The organism is Streptomyces sp. NPDC102270, assembly GCF_044766405.1.
GTDB lineage: Bacteria > Actinomycetota > Actinomycetes > Streptomycetales > Streptomycetaceae > Streptomyces.
This window is the reverse complement of sequence record NZ_JBIWLX010000022.1, coordinates 22629-45457: the sequence shown is the minus strand read 5'-3', so window position 1 is coordinate 45457 and position 22829 is coordinate 22629. Positions and strand designations below refer to the sequence as shown.

The 22829-nt window shown below is 71.5% G+C and carries 21 protein-coding genes; 12 read left to right on the top strand and 9 right to left on the bottom strand.

The genetic code is table 11. From position 1 onward, the window contains the following. Positions 1 to 44 precede the first annotated feature (44 nt). Positions 45 to 272, bottom strand: a complete 228-nt coding sequence (locus ACIRP7_RS37275) for a hypothetical protein (RefSeq protein ID WP_403668818.1) — start codon at positions 270 to 272, stop codon at positions 45 to 47. A gap of 59 nt (positions 273 to 331) precedes the next feature. After that, entirely contained in the window at positions 332 to 811 is a 480-nt protein-coding gene (locus ACIRP7_RS37270) for a MarR family transcriptional regulator (RefSeq protein ID WP_352382189.1), read from the bottom strand. 82 nt (positions 812 to 893) lie between these two features. On the opposite strand from ACIRP7_RS37270, the gene ACIRP7_RS37265 reads away from it, so the two are divergent. Beyond that, on the top strand, positions 894 to 1409 hold the full coding sequence (locus ACIRP7_RS37265) for a YceI family protein (RefSeq protein ID WP_403668814.1): 516 nt from the start codon (positions 894 to 896) through the stop codon (positions 1407 to 1409). Here ACIRP7_RS37265 and ACIRP7_RS37260 read toward each other — a convergent pair. Next, the gene (locus ACIRP7_RS37260; protein WP_403668812.1) at positions 1390 to 3114 is read right to left on the bottom strand and encodes a hypothetical protein; all 1725 of its coding nucleotides are present in this window, start codon (positions 3112 to 3114) and stop codon (positions 1390 to 1392) included. The two genes, ACIRP7_RS37265 and ACIRP7_RS37260, sit on opposite strands and share 20 nt — an antisense overlap. Positions 3115 to 3327: 213 nt before the next feature. Between ACIRP7_RS37260 and ACIRP7_RS37255 the strand changes: the two genes are divergently transcribed. From ACIRP7_RS37255 to ACIRP7_RS37240, 4 genes are all read left to right on the top strand, one after another. Next, entirely contained in the window at positions 3328 to 3717 is a 390-nt protein-coding gene (locus ACIRP7_RS37255) for a cell division protein SepF (protein ID WP_352382185.1), read from the top strand. A 462-nt stretch (positions 3718 to 4179) separates the two neighbouring features. Next, positions 4180 to 5367 carry an AAA family ATPase gene (locus tag ACIRP7_RS37250; RefSeq protein ID WP_403668809.1) on the top strand — a complete coding sequence of 396 codons (1188 nt, stop codon included), beginning with the start codon at positions 4180 to 4182 and terminating at the stop codon, positions 5365 to 5367. Further along, complete coding sequence (locus ACIRP7_RS37245; RefSeq protein ID WP_355734600.1) at positions 5364 to 5690, top strand: nucleotide pyrophosphohydrolase; 327 nt, start codon at positions 5364 to 5366, stop codon at positions 5688 to 5690. Before ACIRP7_RS37250 ends, ACIRP7_RS37245 begins: the two co-directional genes overlap by 4 nt. A gap of 177 nt (positions 5691 to 5867) precedes the next feature. Then, complete coding sequence (locus ACIRP7_RS37240; protein ID WP_393603740.1) at positions 5868 to 6332, top strand: DUF6099 family protein; 465 nt, start codon at positions 5868 to 5870, stop codon at positions 6330 to 6332. 196 nt (positions 6333 to 6528) lie between these two features. On the opposite strand, the gene ACIRP7_RS37235 is transcribed toward ACIRP7_RS37240, so the two are convergent. Beyond that, on the bottom strand, positions 6529 to 6699 hold the full coding sequence (locus ACIRP7_RS37235) for a hypothetical protein (RefSeq protein WP_403668806.1): 171 nt from the start codon (positions 6697 to 6699) through the stop codon (positions 6529 to 6531). Positions 6700 to 6873: 174 nt separating this feature from the next. Between ACIRP7_RS37235 and ACIRP7_RS37230 the strand changes: the two genes are divergently transcribed. The 3 genes from ACIRP7_RS37230 (at position 6874) to ACIRP7_RS37220 (ending at position 11989) form a co-directional block, all read left to right on the top strand. Beyond that, positions 6874 to 7797: an LLM class F420-dependent oxidoreductase gene (locus ACIRP7_RS37230; RefSeq protein WP_403668804.1), complete on the top strand. Its 924-nt coding sequence runs from the start codon at positions 6874 to 6876 to the stop codon at positions 7795 to 7797. 149 nt (positions 7798 to 7946) lie between these two features. Further along, the gene (locus ACIRP7_RS37225; RefSeq protein ID WP_403668801.1) at positions 7947 to 9425 is read left to right on the top strand and encodes a 3' terminal RNA ribose 2'-O-methyltransferase Hen1; all 1479 of its coding nucleotides are present in this window, start codon (positions 7947 to 7949) and stop codon (positions 9423 to 9425) included. Further along, entirely contained in the window at positions 9422 to 11989 is a 2568-nt protein-coding gene (locus tag ACIRP7_RS37220) for a polynucleotide kinase-phosphatase (protein ID WP_403668798.1), read from the top strand. The genes ACIRP7_RS37225 and ACIRP7_RS37220 overlap by 4 nt, the downstream gene beginning before the upstream one ends. 8 nt (positions 11990 to 11997) lie before the next feature. Here ACIRP7_RS37220 and ACIRP7_RS37215 read toward each other — a convergent pair whose 3' ends face one another. Together ACIRP7_RS37215 and ACIRP7_RS37210 are read right to left on the bottom strand one after the other, a co-directional pair. Beyond that, the gene (locus ACIRP7_RS37215) at positions 11998 to 12888 is read right to left on the bottom strand and encodes a hypothetical protein (protein WP_403668795.1); all 891 of its coding nucleotides are present in this window, start codon (positions 12886 to 12888) and stop codon (positions 11998 to 12000) included. Continuing rightward, on the bottom strand, positions 12885 to 13889 hold the full coding sequence (locus tag ACIRP7_RS37210; RefSeq protein ID WP_403668792.1) for an SPFH domain-containing protein: 1005 nt from the start codon (positions 13887 to 13889) through the stop codon (positions 12885 to 12887). The genes ACIRP7_RS37215 and ACIRP7_RS37210 overlap by 4 nt, the downstream gene beginning before the upstream one ends. A gap of 122 nt (positions 13890 to 14011) precedes the next feature. Between ACIRP7_RS37210 and ACIRP7_RS37205 the strand changes: the two genes are divergently transcribed. Together ACIRP7_RS37205 and argF are read left to right on the top strand one after the other, a co-directional pair. Further along, positions 14012 to 15235, top strand: coding sequence for an arginine deiminase (locus tag ACIRP7_RS37205; protein WP_403668789.1), 1224 nt, complete (start codon positions 14012 to 14014; stop codon positions 15233 to 15235). Positions 15236 to 15351: 116 nt separating this feature from the next. Further along, on the top strand, positions 15352 to 16359 hold the full coding sequence (argF, locus tag ACIRP7_RS37200; RefSeq protein ID WP_403668786.1) for an ornithine carbamoyltransferase: 1008 nt from the start codon (positions 15352 to 15354) through the stop codon (positions 16357 to 16359). A gap of 3 nt (positions 16360 to 16362) precedes the next feature. Here argF and ACIRP7_RS37195 read toward each other — a convergent pair whose 3' ends face one another. After that, positions 16363 to 16815 (bottom strand): ATP-binding protein, encoded by a 453-nt coding sequence (locus tag ACIRP7_RS37195; RefSeq protein ID WP_403668783.1) that lies wholly within the window; start codon positions 16813 to 16815, stop codon positions 16363 to 16365. Between the two features lie 323 nt (positions 16816 to 17138). On the opposite strand from ACIRP7_RS37195, the gene ACIRP7_RS37190 reads away from it, so the two are divergent. Together ACIRP7_RS37190 and ACIRP7_RS37185 are read left to right on the top strand one after the other, a co-directional pair. After that, the gene (locus ACIRP7_RS37190) at positions 17139 to 17966 is read left to right on the top strand and encodes an enoyl-CoA hydratase family protein (protein WP_403668780.1); all 828 of its coding nucleotides are present in this window, start codon (positions 17139 to 17141) and stop codon (positions 17964 to 17966) included. A 2-nt stretch (positions 17967 to 17968) separates the two neighbouring features. Next, positions 17969 to 20245, top strand: a complete 2277-nt coding sequence (locus ACIRP7_RS37185; protein ID WP_403668777.1) for a bifunctional salicylyl-CoA 5-hydroxylase/oxidoreductase — start codon at positions 17969 to 17971, stop codon at positions 20243 to 20245. A gap of 46 nt (positions 20246 to 20291) precedes the next feature. Here the strand turns inward: ACIRP7_RS37185 and ACIRP7_RS37180 are convergent, their stop codons facing one another. Next, complete coding sequence (locus ACIRP7_RS37180; RefSeq protein WP_403668774.1) at positions 20292 to 21104, bottom strand: PaaX family transcriptional regulator C-terminal domain-containing protein; 813 nt, start codon at positions 21102 to 21104, stop codon at positions 20292 to 20294. Positions 21105 to 21119: 15 nt separating this feature from the next. Further along, complete coding sequence (locus tag ACIRP7_RS37175) at positions 21120 to 22712, bottom strand: AMP-binding protein (protein ID WP_403668771.1); 1593 nt, start codon at positions 22710 to 22712, stop codon at positions 21120 to 21122. Positions 22713 to 22829: the final 117 nt, after the last annotated feature.

Genomic DNA, 22829 nt, shown 5'->3' with positions numbered 1-22829 from the left:
TGTCGGCGCGGGCACCGGCCGGGTACCCGCGGCGGCACCGGTGACTACTCGGGTGCCGGCTCCGCGACGAAGTCGGGCATCAGCGCGCACAAGGCCTGGCGCTGCGCGGGGCCCACGAACCGCCCGAAGGCCTCCTGGGCGGCCCGGCTCCCGGCGTCGAAGCGGACCTCGCCGTCGACCCGCTCGCGCAGCGCGTGTTCCAGGGCCGCCGTGTCCTGCGGGGGTGCGTCGGTCCGTCGTACGACAGGAGCGGGCAGGTCGGAGGTCGTCATGAGGCCCTCCTTCGGTGTCGGCGCGGACCTCGGCCGGGTACCCGCGACCGCACCGGTGACTACTCGGGTGCCGGCTCCGCGACGAAGTCGGGCATCAGCGCGCATAGCGCCTGGCGCTGCGCGGGGCCCACGAACCGCCCGAAGGCCTCCTTGACCGTCTCGGCGAGTGCGTCGGAGGCGTCCTTGAGCAGCCCCCGGGCCTTCTCGGTGAGGGTGACCTCGATACCCCGCTTGTCGCCGCAGACCGATCTGCGGGTGACCAGACCGGCGTGCTGAAGGCAGGCGATCTGGTAGGTGAGGCGGGTCTTCGGGCGGCCCAGGAGCTCGGCGATCTGGGTCATGCGCAGGGCCTGGCCGGGGTGTGCGCCGAGCAGCGACAGGACCAGGAACTCGTCGTGTGAGACGTCCAGCCGTTCCTTCACGACGGAGCGCAGCTCCTGCTCGACGGCTCCCGTCGCGGCCAGCATCAGCATCCATGCGTGCAGCTCAGGGGGCAGGAGTCCACCGGACGCGGCGGGACATTCGGACGGATCGGCCATGCGTCGAGTGTAGCTGTTGTTCAAATTTGGAGTATGCGCTAGCGTGACGTCATCCAAATTTGAACAACAGAACCGAGGGATCATGACCGTCGCCGTCGAAACCGGAACCTGGCAGCTCGACCGGACCGCCACCACCGTCGCGCTCAAGCACAAGACCATGTGGGGCCTGGTGACCGTGAAGGGCGCCTTCGCCACCGTGGACGGCCAGGGCGAGGTGCGGCCCGACGGGTCCGCCGTCGGCACCGTGACCCTCGACGCCGCCTCCCTCGACACCAAGAACGCCAAGCGCGACGAGCACCTGCGCGGCGCCGACTTCTTCGATGTCGAGAACCACCCCCAGATCACCTTCGCGGTGCGCAGCGCCGAGCTGCGGGACGGCGACCAGGTGCAGGTGATCGGTCAGCTCACCGCGCGCGGCATCAGCCGCCCCCAGTCCTTCACCGCGCGGCTCGGTGACGTGAGCGCCGACGCGGTCACGCTGAACGCCGAGTTCTCGGTGGACCGCGACCAGTTCGGCCTGGGCTGGAACCAGCTGGGCATGATCCGCGGTCTGACCACGGTCACCGCCTCGCTCCGCTTCAAGCGGTCGGCAGCGTGACGTAGGTGCTCGACAGCGTCTGCGGCGAGGACGTGAACACCCGGAGCCGGATGTGCCGACCCGGCTTCGGGAGGGCGTACGTCCCCCCGGGCGGCCGCAGCTCATAGGTCGCCGTCGAGTGCGCGGCCAGCGTCCTGGGCCCCCGCAGGACCGAGAAGTACGGGTACATGCCCTGACCCCGGGTGAGGGTGAAATGGGGCGTGAGGGCCTCGTCGTCCGTGTTGGTGACACGGAGCGTCAGCCGGGAGAGGGTGCGGACGTCGTGCCGCACGGAGGTGACCTCCATGCGCAGGGGCGGTGAGCCGGTGGCCGCCAGCGCCGCGCTCGCCAGCGCCGGACTCAGCAGCAGGACCGCCGCGGCGATCCGCGCCGGGCGCCGGAGCGGGCCGGTGAGCCGGCGGGTGAACGGCTGCCAGGCCCCCGCGAACTCCGTCGCGGGCGCGGTGACCGCCGCCGCCAGCCACAACGGGGTCATCATCAGGTAATAGCCGTCCTGCGAACGCGTCGCCAGCCAGAAGGCCAGCCACGGCAGTACGGTCGCCGCCGGGCCGAGGCGGCGCACGAACAGCACGAACAGCGCCAGCAGACCGGCGAGCAGCAGCAGACTCGCGTACCCGTACCAGTCGAGCCGGTCGCTGCCGTCCGTGAGATACAGCGACACGCCCACCAGGCCCTGGCCGTGCAGCACCGCGCCCTGGATCAGCGGCAGCGCGATCCCCTTCAGCCACGCGACCGGCTGGCTCACGACGAAGTACGCGTTGATCAGCAGCCATACGGCGGCGGCGACCCCGGCGAGCCGCAGCGCCACCAGGCCCGCCGCCCGCGCGCCGAGCTCCCCACGCCGTATCGCGTAGATCCCGGCGAGCAGGAACGGCGCGAGGAACCACGGCAGTTGCTGCGCCGCGCACGCCGCCCCCAGACAGGCCGCCTGCGCCATCCCGGTCGGACCCAGCCGCCCGCCCCGCCCGATCCGGGGCCAGCGCACCACCACCGGCACCAGCAGGGCCAGCGCCAGGATCGCCGGGTAACCGAGCCGGCCGTACATGGAGATCATCGAGAATCCCAGGCACGTCATGGTCGCCGCCGACCGCCACGGCGTGGGCAGCAGCCACCACAGCACGACCGTGCCGACAAGCAGCGCGCCCGTGCTCATCGCTATGGCCGGCAGACCGCCGTGGCCGAGCCACAGCAGGGGGGCGGTCAGCAGCGGGGCGAGCGGGGGATAGCCGTAGGTGTAGTCGTAGCCGCCCGTGACGGTCGGGGTGAGCGCGATGCCGTTGCCGCCGAAGAGCCAGGGCCAGGGACGGCCGTAGATCCCGTGCCCGGCGACCAGGTCGCGGGCCGCCTGCGCGGTGAGGACGGACTCGTCGGAGCCGCGGTGGAACAGGACGAACGCGCACAGGGCGAGCGTCAGGCCGGTCACCAGCACGCACAGGTCCACGCGCGCGAGGGAGCGCCGGCCGCGCACGACCAGGGCGAGCACGCCGCAGACGAGGATCGACGCGTAACAGGCCGAGATGACCGCGGCCACGGCGGGCCGGTGGGTGGCCGCCTGTGTCCACACCTCGCGCGTGCCGATGAACAGGCTGACGTCCGCGAGCAGCGTCAGGACGCGATGCCACTGCGGGGGAGGTTCCGGGGCGGTGGACGCCGCCGGCTGGGTCGGTCGGCCGGGCGCCGACAGCTGAGTATCTGCCAGGAGCACGGCACCGGACGCTAATCGGCCCCGGTGAGCCAGGTGGCGACGGAGGCCAAGAGTCCGGTGTGAGGGGGGTAAGACCCTTTCGTCATGGTCGGGGGTGACGTGATGTGTACGCCGAGTCCGTCGCGGACCGTGTCGTTGTTGGGCCGAACGGGTGACTTGGCGTAAGAATTGGCTGGTGCAGGCATTGAAGGCAAGTCGGAGCGGGGGCAGCCGGTGAACAGGTACGACGTCACCGATGAACAGTGGGAGGGGCTCGCCCAGGTCGTTCCGTTGCGCGGGCGGGACGCGTGGCCCTCCGCGGTCGACCACCGGTCCGTGCCGGAGGCCGAGACCGAGGCCCGGCGCCGGTTCGTGGTCCTGCGGATCAACGTCTTCGCGGACGCCCGCGAGGTCGCCGAGACCCTGATGGCGGGCATCCCCGTCCTGCTCGACCTCACCAGCGCGGAGACGGACGTCGCCAAGCGGGTCCTCGACTTCAGCACGGGCGTCGTGTTCGGACTGGCCAGCGGGATGCACCGGGTGGACCGGAACGTGTTCCTGCTCACTCCGGCCGGCACCGAGGTGACGGGGTTGATGGAGAGCGCGGGGATGCCGGGGGCTTAGCGGTTGGTGGTGGTGGGGGGCGGGGGCAGGGTGGGGCGGTTGCGGGATCGGCTTGTCGGTCGGGGGCCCGGCCGTCGCTGCGGGAGCGGGCCGGTCGTGGGGTCGGTCGGGTGGGGCGGCGAGTAGGTCGTGGGACTGGTGTGCCGGTGTGGAGCGCACTGGTTGCTGGTCCAGTCGGTCGGTGCGGGAAGGAGCCCATCGCGGGGGCGACCCGATGCTGCGCTGGCGGGCCGGTTGTGGGGCGGTCGGTCGGTGTGGGGGCCGACGGGACGTCGGGCTGATCTGCCGACGCGGTGGTGGGGCAGGTGCGCTGGTGCGGCGGTGGTCCGGTCGTTCGATGTTCGGGGAGGGCGGGTCGGTTCCGGTCGGGTGTCACACCCGGCCGGGGTGGCGTTCGCTCGTTCGTGGGAAGGCCGGGGCGGAGGAACGGTTCGCCCGGTGGCGGAGTCCTACGGTCCGGATATGCGTGTGTCCCCCACCTCCTCCGTCGTGCCGGCTCAGTCCGCTTCGCCGCTCGCGGAGTCGCCGCGGCGCCGGCCCGACCGGCCCTGTCTCACCGAGCTGCGGCTCTCCGCGTACGCCGGGCACCGGCGGGCCGGGCTGCCGCTCGGGCCGCTGACCCTGTTCGCAGGGCCCAGCGGGAGCGGCAAGACGAGCGCGCTCCGGGCATACGAGGCGCTCGCGCGACTCGGTGGCGGCGCGAGCCTCGATGAGGTGTTCCCGTACCCCCTCGCGTGCGTCCCCGACCGGGCCCGCCCCGACGCTCAGCGCCGCCGCGGCTTCCGGATCGGCTGCACGGCCGACGGGCCCGAAGGTCCGGTCCGGCTCGACGTCGCCGTCCAGGCCGAGCCCGAACTGCGCATCGTGGGGGAGCGGTTGACCTCCGGCGGGCTCGTCCTGCTGGAGACCGCCCTGCGCGACCCCTCCCGCCGATCCGTACAGGCCGCCTGGCACACCGCCGGGACCGCGCCGGTCACCCGCGCCCCGCTCCCGGACGACCAACTCGGCACCCCTCTGCTGCCGCTGCGAGTGGCCGGCAAGACGGACGGACAGCGGCGCGTTCTCGCCGCCGCCGAACAGATGGTCGTCGCCCTGCGCTCCGTCTTCGGCTGCGACCCACGGCCCGGACGCATGCGCCTGCCCGTCCCGACCGGTTCCGGACGGCTGCTCGGCGGCTGCGACAACCTCGCCGACGTCCTGTGGCGCACCCGCACGGAGTGCGGCCGACGGCACGCGCAACTCGTCGCCGCGGTGCGCGCCGGATGCGCGGGACCCGTCGCCGACGTGCTCGCCGAACCCCTGCCCGCCGACATGGTCCGGGCCCTGCTCGACCGCGGGGACGGCAGCCGGACGGAGCTCGGGCGGCTGGGCGACGGCGAGTTGAGGTATCTCGCCCTCGCCCTGGTGCTGCTCACCGGTCCCGGAGTGCTGGAGGTCGACCCGGCCGGCGAGGTGCCCGCGGCGATGCAGACGCTCACCGTGCTCGCCGACAACCTCGACCGGAGCCTGGACCCACGGCAGCGGACCGAGCTGCTGCGGCTGGCCGTGCGGATGTGCGAGCGCGGGCACATCAGGCTCGTCGGCGCGGTGAGCGACGCCTCGTGGGCCACGGGGGTGGACGGCGTCACGGTGGTACACCTGGAGCCGTGACCGAACCTCTCGACGTGGCGAAACTGCAGCGCAGGCTGGCCGACTTCGCGGCGGCCCGAGACTGGCAGCCGTACCACACCCCCAAGAACCTCGTCGCCGCGCTCAGTGTGGAGGCGTCCGAACTGGTGGAGATCTTCCAGTGGCTGACGCCCGAGGAGTCGACGCGGGTCATGGACGACCCCGACACCGCGCACCGCGTCACGGACGAGATCGCCGACGTGCTCGCGTATCTGCTCCAGTTGTGCGAGGTGCTCGGCGTCGATCCGCTGGCCGCACTGGACGCGAAGATCGACCGCAATGAACGGCGGTTTCCGGCGCCGTGAGGAAGGGATCAGTCCTCTTTCACTCTCCGTGATGAAAAACGGCTTCGAAATCGATTTGTTGTCCACAGATTTCCGCCTACCTCTGGTTTTTCGTTCCAGGCGACCTCACTCTGGGTAGTGGACAAGGGAGTTCGGGCGGACGTGCCCGGGGTACGTCGCGACAGACGGGGGCAGCCGATGGACGCGGTGCGGCTCATCGTGACGAGCAGGCGTGCCCTGGCCGGGGGCGGCGAGGCGCCTCAGGTCATGGCGGAGGTGTGGCAGGCGCAGGCCCTGGCCCAGGCGATAGGGAGCCGCCTCGCGGTCGCCGGCCCCCCCGAACTCCGGGGTGAGGCGCTGGGATTGACCGAGCTGGCGGGCCGGGGCTGCGGAGTCCTGGAGCGTCCCGACATCGCCGTGGCGGAGTTGCGGGCCGCGCAGCTCACCGAACTCGGCGATGCCCGCCAGGCCCTTCTCTGTCTCGGCGGCCTCCTCGGCGAGGTGGGCATAGCCCTGGTCGGCCTCGCCTGCGCGGCGGACGACGAGACGACGTACTGGCAGTGCATGGAGGCGATCGACGCGGCGGACGAGTCGCGGGACCGGGTACTGCAGATGCTGCGAAGACTGGCGGACCGGGGGGAGGAGTTGCCGGAGGCGGGGTGACTCTTCGGCTGCGGGTCCGTCGTGGCTGGTCGCGCCGACGCGGCAGAGCCGCATATCGATACAGCCCCGCGCCCCTGGGTGGGTACAGCCGGGCATGGCTTGTCTGCCACTCAGTCAGGGGCGCGGGGCTGTGACATCGGCGGCTCCGCCGCGGGGCGCGACCAGCCCCCACCGACCCGCAGCCACCGGACAACCCTCAGCCCACCCCCTCCTCGCCGACCCCCAGCCCAGAACCCCCGGCCCCCTGAAAATCCGCATCCAACGCCGAGAGATCCGCGTTCAGCGCCGCCATCAGCTCCTCCATCTGCTGCAGCAACCCCTGCGGCTGCCCAGCCCCCGCAGTCGGCGGCACGGTTTCTTCGGACAAGACGGCCTCCTCGGCCCAAGGACCCCGGCCAAGGGGCCGACGCGGGTAACGGATCACGCACCGGCGACGACGAGCCGGCTCCACCTGAGCCAACGATCACCAAAGAGCTCGGTCACTGGCGGGGTCACAGGGACCGGTGGGACCACGGTGAACTCCTGCGTGCAGGATGGAATCATGGATCTCCGCATCTTCACCGAGCCCCAGCAGGGCGCGAGCTACGACACCCTCCTCACCGTCGCCAAGGCCACCGAGGACCTCGGCTTCGACGCCTTCTTCCGTTCCGATCACTATCTGAAGATGGGCGACGCCGACGGCCTGCCCGGCCCCACCGACGCCTGGATCACCCTCGCCGGTCTCGCCCGCGAGACCAAGCGGATACGCCTCGGCACCCTGATGACAGCCGCCACCTTCCGGCTCCCAGGCGTCCTCGCCATCCAGGTCGCCCAGGTCGACCAGATGTCCGGCGGCCGAGTCGAACTGGGCCTGGGCGCCGGGTGGTTCGAGGAGGAGCACACGGCGTACGGCATCCCGTTCCCGAAGGAGAAGTTCCCCCGCCTCCAGGAGCAGCTGGAGATCGTCACCGGTCTGTGGGCCACCGCGCCCGGCGAGACCTTCGACTTCCGCGGCGAGCACTACGAGCTCACGAAGTCGCCCGCGCTGCCCAAGCCCGCCCAGGACAGGATCCCCGTGCTGATCGGCGGCCACGGCGCGACCCGTACCCCGCGCCTCGCCGCCCGCTACGCCGACGAGTTCAACATGCCGTTCGCCTCCCCGGACGACAGCGAGACCCAGTTCGGCCGGGTCCGCGCCGCCGCCCGGGAGGCGGGCCGCGCGGCCGACGCCATCACCTTCTCCAACGCCCTCGTCGTCTGCGTCGGCAAGGACGACCAGGAGGTCGCCCGTCGCGCCGCGGCGATCGGCCGTGACGTCGAGGAGCTCAAGGCCAACGGCCTGGCCGGCACCCCCGCCGAGGTCGTCGACAAGATCGGCCGCTACGCCGCCGTGGGCTCGAGCCGGATCTACCTCCAGGTCCTCGACCTCGACGACCTGGACCACCTGGAGCTGATCTCCGCGCGGGTGCAGTCCCAGCTGTCGTAGACCGGCGCCTCCTGGTTAATCGAAGGCGCAGGTGGGACCCGCTGTGGGAAGCTGAGAGCGTCGTCCTGCCGAGCCCCCGGGATCACCGTCTCGGGGGCTTTCGCGCGCACGGCATCCTGTCCCGTCCACCGGCCGGAGAGGCCACTCGCATGTTTCTGACGATCAGTACCACCGGCACTCCCGAACGCCCCGCCACCGACCTCGGCTTCCTGCTGCACAAGCATCCCGACAACGCGCAGGCGTTCTCCACCTCCTACGGCAGGGCGCACGTCCTGTATCCCGAGGCGGACGATCAGCGCTGCACGGCGGCGCTGCTGCTGGAGGTCGACGCGGTGGCGCTGGTCAGGCGCGGCAAGGGCAAGGGACGCGGCGGCGCCCCGGACGCGGCGCTCGCGCAGTACGTCAACGACCGTCCGTACGCGGCCTCCTCGCTGCTCGCGGTGGCGCTGAGCGCGGTGTTCTCCAGCGCGATGCGCGGGGTGTGCGGTGCCAAGCCCGAACTGCCCACGCAGCCGCGGCCGTTGCGCATCGAGGTGCCCGCGCTTCCGGCCCGTGGCGGTCCGGAGCTCGTACGGCGTCTCTTCGAGCCGCTCGGTTGGGACGTGACCGTCGAACCGGTCGCGCTGGACACCGAGTTCCCCGAGTGGGGCGACTCGCGCTACGTCCGTCTCGAACTGGAGTCCACGCGGCTCACCGTCGCCGAGGCCCTGCGCCACCTGTACGTCCTCCTCCCCGTCCTCGACGACGCCAAGCACTACTGGGTGGCCTCCGACGAGGTCGACAAGCTGCTCAGGGCCGGTGAGGGCTGGCTGCCCGCGCACCCGGAGCAGAAGCTGATCACCAGCCGCTACCTGTCCCGCCGCTGGTCGCTGACGCGGGAGGCCATGGAGCGCCTGGAGTTGGTGAGGCTCGCGGAGGCCGACGACAGCGCGGTCGAGGACATCGACAACGCCGTCGAGGCGGAGACCGAGACCGAGGAGAAGCCGACCCCGCTCGCCGTCCAGCGGCGCGAGGCGATCCTTGAGGCGCTGCGCGCCGCCGGTGCCGCCCGGGTCCTGGACCTCGGGTGCGGACAGGGCCAGTTGGTGCAGGCGCTGCTCAAGGACCCGAGGTTCACCGAGATCGTCGGCGTCGACGTGTCGGTGCGGGCGCTCACCATCGCCTCCCGCCGGCTGAAGCTGGACCGCATGGGGGAGCGGATGGCCTCCCGCGTCCAGCTCTTCCAGGGTTCGCTGGCCTATACCGACAAGCGGCTCAAGGGGTACGACGCCGCCGTGCTCAGCGAGGTGATCGAGCACCTCGACCTGCCCCGGCTGCCGGCCCTGGAGTACGCGGTGTTCGGCGCGGCCCGCCCCCGGACCGTCCTCGTGACGACCCCGAACGTCGAGTACAACGTGCGCTGGGAGTCGCTCCCGGCCGGGCACGTCCGGCACGGCGACCACCGCTTCGAGTGGACGCGGCAGGATTTCCGGGACTGGGCGTCGTCGGTGGCCGAACGGCACGGCTACGACGTGGAGTTCGTCCCGGTGGGGCCAAACGACCCGGAGGTCGGGCCGCCCACACAGATGGCCGTTTTCGAGCTGCGCACAGCTGTGATCAAGACCGAGAAGGAGGTGAAGGCGGCATGACCGAGACCCAGCGCACAGGGCGGACTCTTCCCGTCACCGACCTCTCCCTCGTCGTCCTCGTCGGCGCCTCCGGCTCCGGCAAGTCCACGTTCGCCCGCCGGAACTTCAAGCCGACCGAGGTGATCTCCTCGGACTTCTGCCGGGGCCTGGTCTCCGACGACGAGAACGACCAGGGCGCGACGAAGGACGCCTTCGACGTCCTGCACTACATCGCGGGCAAGCGCCTGGCCGCCGGCCGCCGCACGGTCGTCGACGCGACCAGCGTGCAGTCGGACTCCCGACGGCAGCTGATCGACCTGGCCAGGCAGTACGACGTGCTGCCGATCGCCATCGTGCTGGATGTGCCCGAGGAGGTGTGCGCCGAGCGCAACGCGGCCCGCACCGACCGGGCCGACATGCCGGTCCGGGTCATCAAGCGCCACATCCGCGAACTGCGCCGCTCGATCCGCCACCTGGAGCGCGAGGGCTTCCGCAAGGTGCACGTCCTGCGCGGGGTCGGGGACATCGAGAACGCCACCGTCGTCACCGAGAAGCGCTTCAACGACCTGACCCACCTCACCGGCCCCTTCGACATCGTCGGCGACATCCACGGCTGCGCCCTCGAACTGGAGTCGCTCCTCCACAAGTTGGGCTACGCCGACGGCGTCCACCCCGAGGGCCGTACCGCGGTATTCGTCGGCGACCTCGTCGACCGCGGCCCGGACAGCCCCGGCGTGCTGCGCCGCGTGATGTCGATGGTCAAGTCGGGCAACGCGCTGTGCGTGCCGGGCAACCACGAGAACAAGTACGGCCGTTACCTCAAGGGCCGCAAGGTCCAGCACACCCACGGCCTCGCGGAGACCATCGAGCAGATGGAGAGCGTCACGGACGAGTTCCGGGCCGAGGTGAGGGAGTTCATCGACGGCCTGGTCAGCCACTACGTCCTCGACGGCGGCCGCCTGGTCGTCTGCCACGCCGGTCTGCCGGAGAAGTACCACGGCCGCACCTCCGGCCGGGTCCGCTCGCACGCCCTGTACGGGGACACCACCGGCGAGACCGACGAGTTCGGGCTGCCGGTGCGCTACCCGTGGGCGGAGGACTACCGCGGCCGGGCGGCGGTGGTCTACGGCCACACCCCGGTCCCGGAGGCGACCTGGCTCAACAACACGATCTGCCTGGACACCGGAGCGGTCTTCGGCGGCAAGCTCACGGCGCTGCGCTGGCCGGAGCGGGAGCTGGTCGACGTACCGGCGCAGCAGGTCTGGTACGAGCCGACGAAGCCGCTGAAGTCGGAGGCGCCCGGCGGGCAGGACGGCCGGCCCCTGGACCTCGCCGACGTGCACGGCCGCAGGGCGGTCGAGACCCGGCACCAGGGCCGGGTGGCGGTCCGGGAGGAGAACGCGGCCGCGGCCCTGGAGGTCATGAGCCGCTTCGCGGTGGACCCGCGGCTGCTGCCGTACCTTCCGCCGACCATGGCACCGACGGCCACCAGTCACATCGAGGGGTACCTGGAGCACCCTGCCGAGGCCTTCGCGCAGTACGCGCAGGACGGTGTCGAGCGGGTCGTGTGCGAGGAGAAGCACATGGGCTCGCGGGCGGTGGCCCTGGTCTGCCGGGACGCGGAGACGGCCCGCAGGCGCTTCGGAGTCGACGGCCCTACGGGCTCGCTGTACACGCGGACCGGCCGCCCGTTCTTCGACGACGAGTCGGTGACGGAAACGATCCTGGACCGCTTGCGCACGGCGATCGGCGAGGCGGGCCTGTGGTCCGAACTCACTGCGTCCAACAGCGCCTCCGGCGCGGGTGACTGGCTCCTGTTGGACGCCGAGCTGATGCCGTGGTCGCTGAAGGCCTCCGGTCTGCTGCGGTCGCAGTACGCGGCCGTCGGCGCCGCGTCCGGAGCGGTGTTCCCGGGCGCGCTGGCCGCGCTCCAGGGCGCCGCGGACCGGGGCGTGGACGTGTCGGACCTGCTGGGCCGTCAGCGCGAACGGGCCGACGCGGCGAGCGCGTTCACCGACGCGTACCGGCGCTACTGCTGGACCACCGACGGCCTGGACGGTGTCCGCCTGGCCCCGTTCCAGATCCTCGCGGTCCAGGGCCGCAGCCTCGCCGGGCTCCCGCACGACGAGCAACTGGCCTGCCTCGACCGCCTGGTGGAGCACGACAGTACGGGCCTGCTCCAGACGACCCGGCGCCTCTACGTCGACACCGGTGACCCGGAGTCGGTGCGGGCGGGCGTCGACTGGTGGCTGGAGATGACCGGGCGCGGCGGCGAGGGCATGGTCGTCAAGCCGCTCGGCGCGGTGGTCCGCAGTACGGAGGGCCGTCTGGTCCAGCCCGGTATCAAGTGCCGCGGCCGGGAGTACCTGCGGATCATCTACGGTCCCGAGTACACCCGTCCTGAGAACCTCGACCGGCTGCGCAAGAGGTTCCTGAACCACAAGCGCTCCCTCGCGATCCGCGAGTACGCCCTCGGCCTCGAGGCCCTGGACCGGCTGGCGGAGGGCGAGCCGCTGTGGCGGGTGCACGAGGCGGTGTTCGGGGTGCTGGCGCTGGAGTCGGAGCCGGTGGACCCCCGTTTGTGAGGCGTGGCTCACCCCAGCAACCGCAGCCGCTCCCCGCACACCCCCACCTCCACGGTCTGCCCCCACGTCAGCTCCAGCGAGTCGCCCTCCATCCCGTCCCCGAAGGCGATCAGGCGTTCGGACTCGACGGTGAGGCGGAGGCGGGCGGGGGCGAGGAGTTCGCCGGCGGTCAGCAGGGTGCCGGTGGCCGGGGAGGGCCAGGCCTCGCGGACGAACCAGACCAGGCGGGTCTCCGTCGGGGCCGGCAGCCGTAGGGCGGCGCCCCGCTCCTGCCACACGGACCGGAGCCAGCCCGTGGCTCCGGTCCCCGTCCCCACCAGCACCCCGGAGGAGGCCTGGGCCTCGACGACACCCCCGTCGCCCTCCAGGCCCAGGCGGTATCTGGCGGTCTGGTGTCCGGCGGCGCCCAGGTAGATCTCGTTCAGCGCGACGAGCCGCTGGGTGTCGTCCGCCACGGCCTCGACCATCGTCAACTCGTCGACGCCCGCACCGGCCGCCGTCAGCAATCTGGCGGTGTCCCGCGGTCGGTGCCGCACCAGCACACCGGGGTTGCGGCCGGGCTCGGTGTCGATGCCCAGCACCGGCTGACCGGAGAGGTACTTGGCCACGTTCGCCACCAGTCCGTCCTGGCCGACCACGATCACGACGTCCTCGGGAGCGAACAGGAAACGGTCCAGGTCGGCCCGCTCCACCCGCGCCTGACGCCAGGTCAGCGGAATCGCGGAGGTCACCTCGGCGAGCGCCCGTCGGGTGCGTTCGTGGCGTTCGGCGACCTCCCGGATGTCCCGGCCCCGGGAGGAGAGGAAGAAGGCGGCCTGGCCGTGGGTGCCGTGGTGGGCCACCAACTCCTCGTACTCCGTGGTGCGATGGACCAGGACCGCGCGCGGCGCGAGACTCACTCCGGCTCCCGTGCGCCCAGTTTGGCCAGGAGCCCCGTCAGTACGTCGGGGGAGATCGTCACGCTGTCGATGTTCGGCAGGTTCTCCGCGAGCCGGGTCCCGGTGAGGGCGTGCAGCGTGGCCACGTCGACCTCCGCGTGCACCCGCAGCCAGGCGGCCTGTGCCTGCGCCTTGGCGTCACCGACCGCGCGCACTCCGTCGGCCTCCGCGCGAGCCAGCCGTACCGAACGCGTCGCCTCCGCCTCGGCCCGTACCGCGTCCGCCGCCGCGTGCTCCTCGGCCTCCCGACGGGCGTTCGTGCCTCGCTGGTCCACCAACTGCTCCTCGCGGCGGGCGAGTTCGATCTTGCTGTCCAGTTCGTTCTCGGCAATGGCCCGCTCACGCTCCACGGCCACGGCCCGCCGTTCGTAGGTCGCCCGGTCGGCCTCCTGCTGGATCTGCTCGCGGGCCGGGGTGCGCAGGGCCCGTTCCACCTCCGGCTCGGGACGCAGCGCCATCACGCGTACGGCGACCACCTCGATGCCGGTGGCCGGCAGCCGTGGCTCCGCGTCCAGGCCCGCCGCGACCCGCTCGCGCACCGCCGCCACCCCGTCGACGAGGGCGACGGACAGGGGAGTGCGGGCCAGTACGTCGAGCGCGTGCTGCTGGGCCGTCTCCGTGAGCAGTGTGCCCAGTTGCTCCAGGGGCGCACCCCGCCACACCCCGGTGTCCGGGTCGATCGAGAAGTCCAGGCGGGCGGCCGCGAGCGCCGGGTCCCCGATCCGGTAGGTCACGGTCGCCTGCACCGCCACGTCCTGGAAGTCGGACGTACGGGCGTGGAAGGTCATGGCCAGCTCGCGGTCGTCCACCGGGACTTCGGAGAGCGCGGCCGTCAGTGCGCGGAACCAGAAGCTGAGCCCGGGACCGTCGTGCAGCAGTGCGCCGCCGCGGTGGTGCCGGATGTGCGCCGTGGGTGCGCCGCGCAGATGGCGCCAGCCGAGGCGCCGGGTGATGTCGGCCATCGAGCCCCCTCTTTTCGTCTATTGGACGATAACCGGAAGGGTCAGTTGTCGTCAAGGGGACGAGAACAAGAAAGCCGCGCGGACCGTGGGTCAACAGGCCCCTCGGTGGTCAGGATGGAGGCATGGGATTCCATGTCGACTCCGAAGCCGGGCGGCTCAGCCGCGTCATCCTGCACCGGCCGGATCTCGAGCTCAAAAGGCTCACCCCCAGCAACAAGGACGCGCTCCTCTTCGACGACGTGCTCTGGGTGCGCCGGGCGCGCGCCGAGCACGACGGATTCGCCGACGTGCTGCGCGACCGCGGTGTCGCCGTGCACCTCTTCGGCGACCTGCTCACCGAGGTCCTGGAGATCCCGCAGGCCCGGTCGCTCGTGCTGGACCGGGTCTTCGACGAGAAGGAGTACGGCCCGCTGGCCACCGACCACCTGAGGGCCTCCTTCGAGGCGCTGCCCGCCGGAGAACTCGCGGAGGCGCTCGTCGGCGGTATGACCAAGCGGGAGTTCCTGGACGCGCACCCGGAGCCGACCTCCGTGCGCTTCCATGTGATGGACCTCGACGACTTCCTCCTGGCCCCGCTGCCCAACCACCTCTTCACCCGCGACACCTCGGCCTGGATCTACGACGGGGTCGCCGTCAACGCCATGCGCCGGCCGGCCCGCCGACGCGAGACGGTCCACTTCGAGGCGATCTACCGCCACCACCCGCTCTTCCGTGACGAAACGTTCCACGTCTGGTCGGAGGGCCAGGCCGACTACCCGTCCACCATCGAGGGCGGCGACGTCCTCGTCATCGGCAACGGCGCCGTCCTCATCGGCATGAGCGAGCGGACCACGCCCCAGGCCGTCGAGATGCTCGCGCACAAGCTGTTCGCCGAGGGCTCCGCGCACTCGATCGTGGCCCTCGACATGCCGAAACGGCGGGCCTTCATGCATCTCGACACCGTGATGACGATGGTCGACGGCGACACCTTCACCCAGTACGCCGGGCTCGGCATGCTCCGGTCGTACACCATCGAACCGGGTGTCGGCGACAAGGAACTCAAGGTCACCGACCACCCGCCGGAGCACATGCACCGCGCGATCGCCGCCGCGCTCGGACTGAGCGAGATCCGGGTCCTGACCGCCACCCAGGACGTGCACGCCGCCGAGCGCGAGCAGTGGGACGACGGCTGCAACGTCCTCGCGGTCGAGCCGGGTGTCGTCGTCGCCTACGAGCGCAACGCCACCACCAACACCCATCTGCGCAAGCAGGGCATCGAGGTCATCGAGATCCCGGGCAGTGAGCTGGGGCGGGGCAGGGGCGGACCGCGCTGCATGAGCTGTCCGGTGGAACGGGCGGCCGTATAGAAGCGATCTGTCGTGGAACGGTCGAGCGCACAGTCGTACAGCTGCCTGTATATAAATGCTGAAGGTCGTATAGACTTCCAAGGTCCGTCTGATCACGTACCTCTGGAGCGCCCCCCATGGCGACAGTTCCGACCGCCCTCGCCGGCCGCCACTTCCTCAAGGAGCTCGACTTCACCGAGCAGGAGTTCCTCGGGCTGGTCGAGCTGGCGGCCGAGCTGAAGGCCGCCAAGAAGGCGGGGGCCGAGACCCGGTACCTGAGCGGGAAGAACATCGCGCTGATCTTCGAGAAGACCTCGACGCGCACGCGCTGCGCGTTCGAGGTCGCCGCGGCGGACCAGGGCGCCTCGACGACCTACCTGGACCCGTCCGGCTCGCAGATCGGGCACAAGGAGTCCGTACGCGACACCGCGCGCGTGCTCGGCCGTATGTACGACGGGATCGAGTACCGCGGGGACAGTCAGCAGAAGGTGGAGGAGCTGGCGGCGTACGCCGGGGTGCCCGTCTACAACGGGCTCACCGACGACTGGCACCCCACACAGATGCTGGCCGATGTGCTCACGATGACCGAGCACACCGCGAAGCCGGTCCGGGAGATCGCGTTCGCCTACCTCGGTGACGCGCGGTTCAACATGGGCAACTCGTATCTGATCACCGGTGCGCTGCTGGGCATGGACGTACGGATCGTCGCGCCGAAGGCCTACTGGCCCGCGCAGGACATCGTCGAGCGGGCGCGTGCGCTCGCCGTGGACAGCGGGGCGCGGATCACCCTCACCGAGTCGCTGGAGGAGGGCGTGCGGGGGGCGGACTTCGTCGCGACCGACGTCTGGGTCTCCATGGGCGAGCCGAAGGACGTGTGGGACGAGCGGATCGCCGCGCTGTCGCCGTACGCGGTGACCATGGACGTGCTGCGGGCCACGGGGAACGCGGACGTCAAGTTCCTGCACTGCCTGCCCGCCTTCCACGACCTCGGTACGAAGGTGGGCCAGGAGATCTTCGAGACCCACGGCCTCGAGTCCCTGGAGGTCACGGACGAGGTGTTCGAGTCGGCGCACTCGGTGGTCTTCGACGAGGCGGAGAACCGCCTGCACACGATCAAGGCCGTGCTGGTCGCGACGCTGGCCTGAACCTCACGCCGGGTGCCACCGAGGCGGCACCGCCTTGAGGTGGAACCACACCGCCTTGCCGGTCTCGGTCGGGCGGTGACCGCACGACGAGCTGAGCGCCCTGATCAGGAGCAGCCCCCGGCCGTGCTCCTGCCAGGGGTCCGGTTCCGTGGTGTCCGGCTGGGTGAGATGCCCCGGGGGCGCCGGGTCCGGGTCGTGCACCTCCACCTGGCAGCCGGTCGGCAGCAGCTCCACGACCAGCTCTATCGGGGTGTCGCCGGCCGTGTGCTCCACGGCGTTCGCCACCAGCTCCGCCGTCAGCAGCTCCGCGGTGTCGCAGTCCGCCCCGTGCTCCAGCTCGGCCAGCGCGGTGCGGACCAGCGCGCGCGCCACGGGCACGGCCGCGGCGGAATGCGGCAGCGCGATGCGCCAGGACGCGGAGGCTGGGGGGCGATCTTGCAAGGCGGTTCCGTTCATGAGCAGGCTGTCCTGCTTTCAACCCGATGAATGGTACGGCGCCGTCGGCAGAGTCGTCCGGCGGGCACCGTACGGGACCTTCGGCCCCGTTGGCAGGCGGCTTACCCGTAGCAACGGCTTGCCTCCCGCGGCTGATCCCGCCGTTGCCGGTCTGTCGACGAGCCGTGACGGATGTGACGGGGCCAGGTCACATCCGGACACCTCTCTCACCTCTATCGCGCACTCATGACGACAGTCAAAGATGAGTGATAGCTTCGAAGGGCAGAGCGCACCTGGAACCTCGCCACTCGCACGTCGTCCGAGCACGAGGAGGCCGCACGATCATGAGCCCCTTCACCGGCTCCGCCGCCCGCACCCCCGACTGGCAGCATCTGCGCGTCGACCTCGCCGACGGCGTCGCCACGGTCACCCTCGCCCGCCCCGACAGACTCAACGCGCTCACCTTCGGCGCCTACGCCGACCTGCGCGATCTGCTCGCGGAGCTGTCCCGCGAGCGTTCCGTGCGCGCCCTGGTCCTGGCCGGCGAGGGCCGCGGGTTCTGTTCCGGCGGTGACGTGGACGAGATCATCGGCGCGACCCTCGCCATGGACACCGCCCAGCTCCTCGACTTCAACCGGATGACGGGCCAGGTGGTGCGGGCCGTACGGGAGTGTCCGTTCCCGGTGATCGCGGCCGTGCACGGGGTGGCGGCGGGCGCCGGCGCGGTCCTCGCCCTGGCGGCCGACTTCCGGGTGGCGGACCCCTCGGCCCGCTTCGCCTTCCTCTTCACCCGGGTCGGCCTGTCCGGCGGCGACATGGGCGCGGCCTATCTGCTGCCCCGGGTGGTCGGGCTCGGCCACGCCACCCGTCTCCTCATGCTCGGCGAACCGGTCCGCGCCCCCGAGGCCGAGCGCCTCGGCCTGATCAGCGAACTGACGGGGGAGGGCGGCGCGGACGAGGCGGCCCGAGCCCTGGCCCGCCGGCTGGCCGAGGGCCCGGCCCTGGCGTACGCCCAGACGAAGGCGCTGCTGACGGCGGAACTGGACATGCCGCTGGCGGCCTCCGTGGAACTGGACGCCTCGACGCAGGCCCTGCTGATGAACGGCGAGGACTACCGGGAGTTCCACGCGGCGTTCACGGAGAAGCGGCCGCCCAAGTGGAAGGGGCGGTGATCATGTCCACTTCCGTCCGACGCATCGCGATCATCGGCGGCGGTCCTGGTGGGCTGTACGCGGCAGCTCTGCTGAAGCGGCTTGATCCCGGACGTGACATCACCGTCTGGGAACGCAACGCCCCCGACGACACCTTCGGCTTCGGAGTGGTCCTCTCCGACGAGACCCTCGGGGGCATCGAGCACGCCGACCCGGAGGTCTACGAGGCGATGCAGGCCGACTTCGTCCGCTGGGACGACATCGACATCGTGCACCGGGGCGTCCGGCACACCTCCGGAGGACACGGCTTCGCCGCCCTCGGCCGCAGACGACTCCTGGAGATACTGCACGACCGCTGCCGCGCGCTCGGCGTGGACCTCCGCTTCCGTACGCGGGCCCCGGCCGGTCTCCAGGAGACGCACGACCTCGTCATCGCCGCCGACGGAGTCAACAGCACCACACGTGGGGCCCACGCACCTGTGTTCCGCCCCCATGTGACCTCGCACCACTGCCGCTACATCTGGCTCGCCGCCGACTTCGCCTTCGACGCCTTCCGGTTCGAGATCGCCGAGACCGAGCACGGCGTGATGCAGCTCCACGGCTACCCCTACGGGCCCGACGCCTCCACCGTGATCATCGAGATGCGCGAAGAGGTCTGGAGGGCTGCCGGCTTCGACGAGGTCAGCGCACAGGAGTCGACGCAGAGCTGTGCCAAGATCTTCGCCGAAGCACTCCGCGGCCGCCCTCTGCGCTCCAACAACTCCACCTGGACCACCTTCCGCACGGTGGTCAACGAACGCTGGTCGCACGGCAACACCGTGCTGCTGGGCGACGCGGCGCACACCGCCCACTTCTCCATCGGCTCGGGCACCAAGCTCGCCGTGGAGGACGCCCTCGCCCTGGCCGCCTGTCTCGAGGAACAGCCGTCATCGGCACAGGCGTCGGCGGCCTACGAGGCGGAGCGCAAACCCGTCGTCGCCTCCACGCAGCGCGCCGCCCGCGCCAGCCTGGAGTGGTTCGAGAACCTCGGCCTCTACCTCGACCAGCCGCCCCGCCAGTTCGCCTTCAACCTGCTCACCCGCAGCCGCCGGGTCACCCACGACAACCTGCGCCTGCGTGACGCCCGCTTCACCGGCGCCGTGGAGCGCGAGTTCGGCTGCCCGCCGGGCACGCCCCCGATGTTCACCCCGTTCCGGCTGCGCGGTCTGACCCTGCGCAACCGGGTCGTGGTCTCGCCGATGGACATGTACTCCGCCACCGACGGCATTCCGGGCGACTTCCACCTCGTCCACCTGGGCGCGAGGGCGCTCGGCGGCGCCGGGCTGGTGATGACCGAGATGGTCTGCGTCTCGCCCGAGGGACGCATCACGCCCGGCTGCACCGGCCTCTACACCGGCCGACAGGCCGAGGCCTGGAAGCGGATCACCGACTTCGTCCACGCGCGGTCGCCGGGCACCGCGATCGGTGTGCAGCTCGGCCACAGCGGCCGCAAGGGCTCGACCAAGCTGATGTGGGAGGGCATCGACGAGCCGCTGCCCGAGGGCAACTGGCCGGTCGTGGCGCCGTCCCCGATCCCCTACAAGCCCTCCAACCAGACCCCGCGCGAGCTCGGCCGTGCCCAACTGACCGACATCCGCGAGCAGTTCACGCAAGCCGCGGTGCGGGCCGCCCGAGCCGGCTTCGACCTCCTCGAACTGCACTGCGCCCACGGCTACCTGCTCTCCGGCTTCCTCTCCCCGCTGACCAACCGCCGCACGGACGCCTACGGCGGCTCGCTCGCCCAGCGCCTGCGCTTCCCGCTCGAAGTCTTCGACGCCGTCAGGGGAGTGTGGCCCCAGGAACGGCCCATGACCGTCCGTATCTCCGCCACCGACTGGGCCGAGGGCGGCACCACGGCCGAGGACGCCGTCGAGATCGCCCGCGCCTTCGCCGCGCACGGTGCCGACGCGATCGACGTGTCGACGGGGCAGGTCGTATCCGAGGAGCACCCGGAGTACGGCCGCTCCTACCAGACGCCGTACGCCGACCGGATCCGTCACGAGACCGGCGTCCCGGTGATCGCGGTCGGCGCCATCTCCTCCTGGGACGACGTCAACTCACTGATCCTGGCCGGGCGTACCGATCTGTGCGCGCTGGCCCGGCCCCATCTCTACGACCCCCACTGGACCCTTCACGCGGCCGCCGAGCAGGGGTACGACGGTCCCGGCGTCGCCTGGCCCGACCCGTACCGCGCGGGCAACCGCCGGCCACAGACCGGCCGCACGGACGCACCCAAGCCCCGGCTCGGACTGGGGGCTTGAGGGGCCGCTCCTCTCGGCGTACCGCACGACTGTGACGGGCCCGGGATCACAGACCGACGAACGTGGCCCCCGCGTCCCGCAGCCGCTCGTGCAGGCCCCGGAACACCGCCGCCGCCCGCTCGCCCGGCCAGTCCTCCGGGAGCAGCGCGGCGGGCAGCCCGGGGTCGGCGTAGGGCAGGTGGCGCCAGGAGTCGAGGGCGAGGAGGTAGTCGCGGTAGGCCTCCTCCGGCGGAGTGTCGGCCCGCTCCTCCCAGTCGTGCAGCACGCGCGCGTGGCGGTCGAGGAACGCCTCGTGCTCCTTGGCGATCGCGGCCAGGTCCCACCAGCGGGAGACCGCCTCCACGGTCGCCGCGAAACCGAGATGCTCGCCGCGGAAGAAGTCCACGTACGGGTCGAGCCGCAGCCGCTGGAGCGTGTGCCGGGCCTCCTCGTACAGCCGCGCCGGCGCGATCCACACCCCGGGGGCCGCCGTGCCGAAGCCGAGTCCGGCCAGCCGGGAGCGCAGCACATGCCGCTTCTGCCGCTCCGACTCGGGCACCGAGAACACGGCGAGCACCCAGCCCTCGTCCTCGGGCGGGGTCACCGCGTAGATGCGCCGGTCGCCGTCGTCGAGCAGCTGGCGGGCGTCCGGGGACAGCTCGTAGCCGGCGGCGCCCTGTGCCGTGCGGGCCGGCAGCAGCAGGCCGCGCCGCTTGAGGCGGGACACCGACGACCGTACGGAGGGGGCGTCCACGCCGACCGCGGCCAGCAGCCGGATCAGCTCGGCGACGGGCACGGGGCCCGGCACGAAGCGGCCGTAGGCTCCGTAGAGCGTGACGATGAGAGACCGTGGTGCATGCTGGTCGGACACGTTGATCATCTTAGGTCGTGTGGATCACTGCTGGTCACCATCGGTGCGCAGCCTGAACCGCTGGAGTTTTCCGGTCGCCGTGCGCGGCAGCGCGTCCAGGAAGACGATCTCGCGCGGGCATTTGTAGGGTGCCAGTTCGCCCTTGACGAAGGCGCGCAGCGCGTCGGCATCACGGTCGGCGCCCTCCTTGAGGACCGCGAAGGCGACGACGACCTGACCGCGTGTTTCGTCGGCCCGCCCCACGACCGCCGCCTCGACCACGTCCGGGTGCCGCAGCAGGGCGTCCTCGACCTCCGGTCCGGCGATGTTGTACCCGGCGGAGATGATCATGTCGTCCGCGCGGGCCACATAGCGGAAGTAACCATCGTTCTCCCGGATGTATGTGTCGCCGGTGATGTTCCAGCCGTCCCGCACGTACTCGCGCTGCCGGGGATCGGCGAGGTAGCGACAGCCGACGGGGCCGCGTACGGCGAGCAGTCCGGGCTCGCCGTCGGGTTTCTCGTGCCCCCTCTCGTCGACCACGCGCGCGTGCCATCCGGGTACCGGCACCCCGGTCGTCCCGGGCCGGATGTCCTCGTCGGCCGCGGAGATGAAGATGTGCAGCAGCTCGGTGGCGCCGATGCCGTTGACGATCCGCAGCCCGGTCCGCTCCCGCCAGGCCCGCCAGGTGGCCGCGGGCAGGTTCTCACCGGCGGAGACACAGCGGCGCAGGGAAGAGACGTCGTACGCGTCGAGCCCGTCGAGCATGGCGCGGTAGGCGGTGGGCGCGGTGAAGAGAACGGAGACCCGGTGCTCGGCGACGGCCTGCAGCAACTGCTGGGGACCGGCCTGTTCGAGGAGGAGGGAGCTGGCGCCGACGCGCATCGGGAAGATCACCAGACCGCCGAGCCCGAAGGTGAAACCGAGCGGCGGACTGCCCGCGAACACATCGTCCACATGGGGCCGCAGCACGTGCCTGGAGAAGGTGTCGGCTGTCGCGAGCACATCCCGGTGGAAGTGCATACAGCCCTTGGGACGCCCGGTGGTCCCGGAGGTGAAGGCGATCAGCGCCACGTCGTCGGCCGCCGTCCGCACGGTGGGATACGGCGTCCTGGGCGCCTCGCGGTTCAGGAGGTCGTCGGGGGCGTCGCCGCCGTACGTCGTGATCCTGAGGCCCGGTATCTCGGCCTTGGCGAGGTCGTCGACGGAGCGTATGTCGCACAGGGCGTGCTCTATGCGCGCGATCTCGCACATCGTGGCCAGCTCGTGCGGGCGCTGCTGGGCCAGCACGGTCACGGCGACCGCCCCGGCCTTCAGCACCGCCAGCCAGCAGGCCGCGAGCCAGGGCGTGGTCGGCCCGCGCAGCAGGACACGGTTGCCGGGGACGACCCCGAGGCCGCCGGTGAGCAGATGTGCGAGCCGGTCGACCCGGGCGCGCAGTGTGCCGTACGTCCATGTGTCCCCGGCCGGGGTGTGGAAGACCGGGCGGTCGTCGGGCGGGCCCGTCAGCAGCTCGGCGGCACAGTTCAGCCGATCGGGGTACCTCAGCTCCGGGAGGTCGAAGCGGAGCTCCGGCCACTGGTCGGGGGGCGGGAGGTGGTCGCGCGCGAAGGTGTCGACGTGGGCCGAGACGTTCATGGCGGGTCGCCCCCTTGCCTTGTGGGCCGCCTAGTGGGCGTCGATGGTGGGCTCGCACAAGGAGCGTATCGTGTTGGTGACGACAGTCAACGCCACGCGATACTGTCGTGGGGTCCT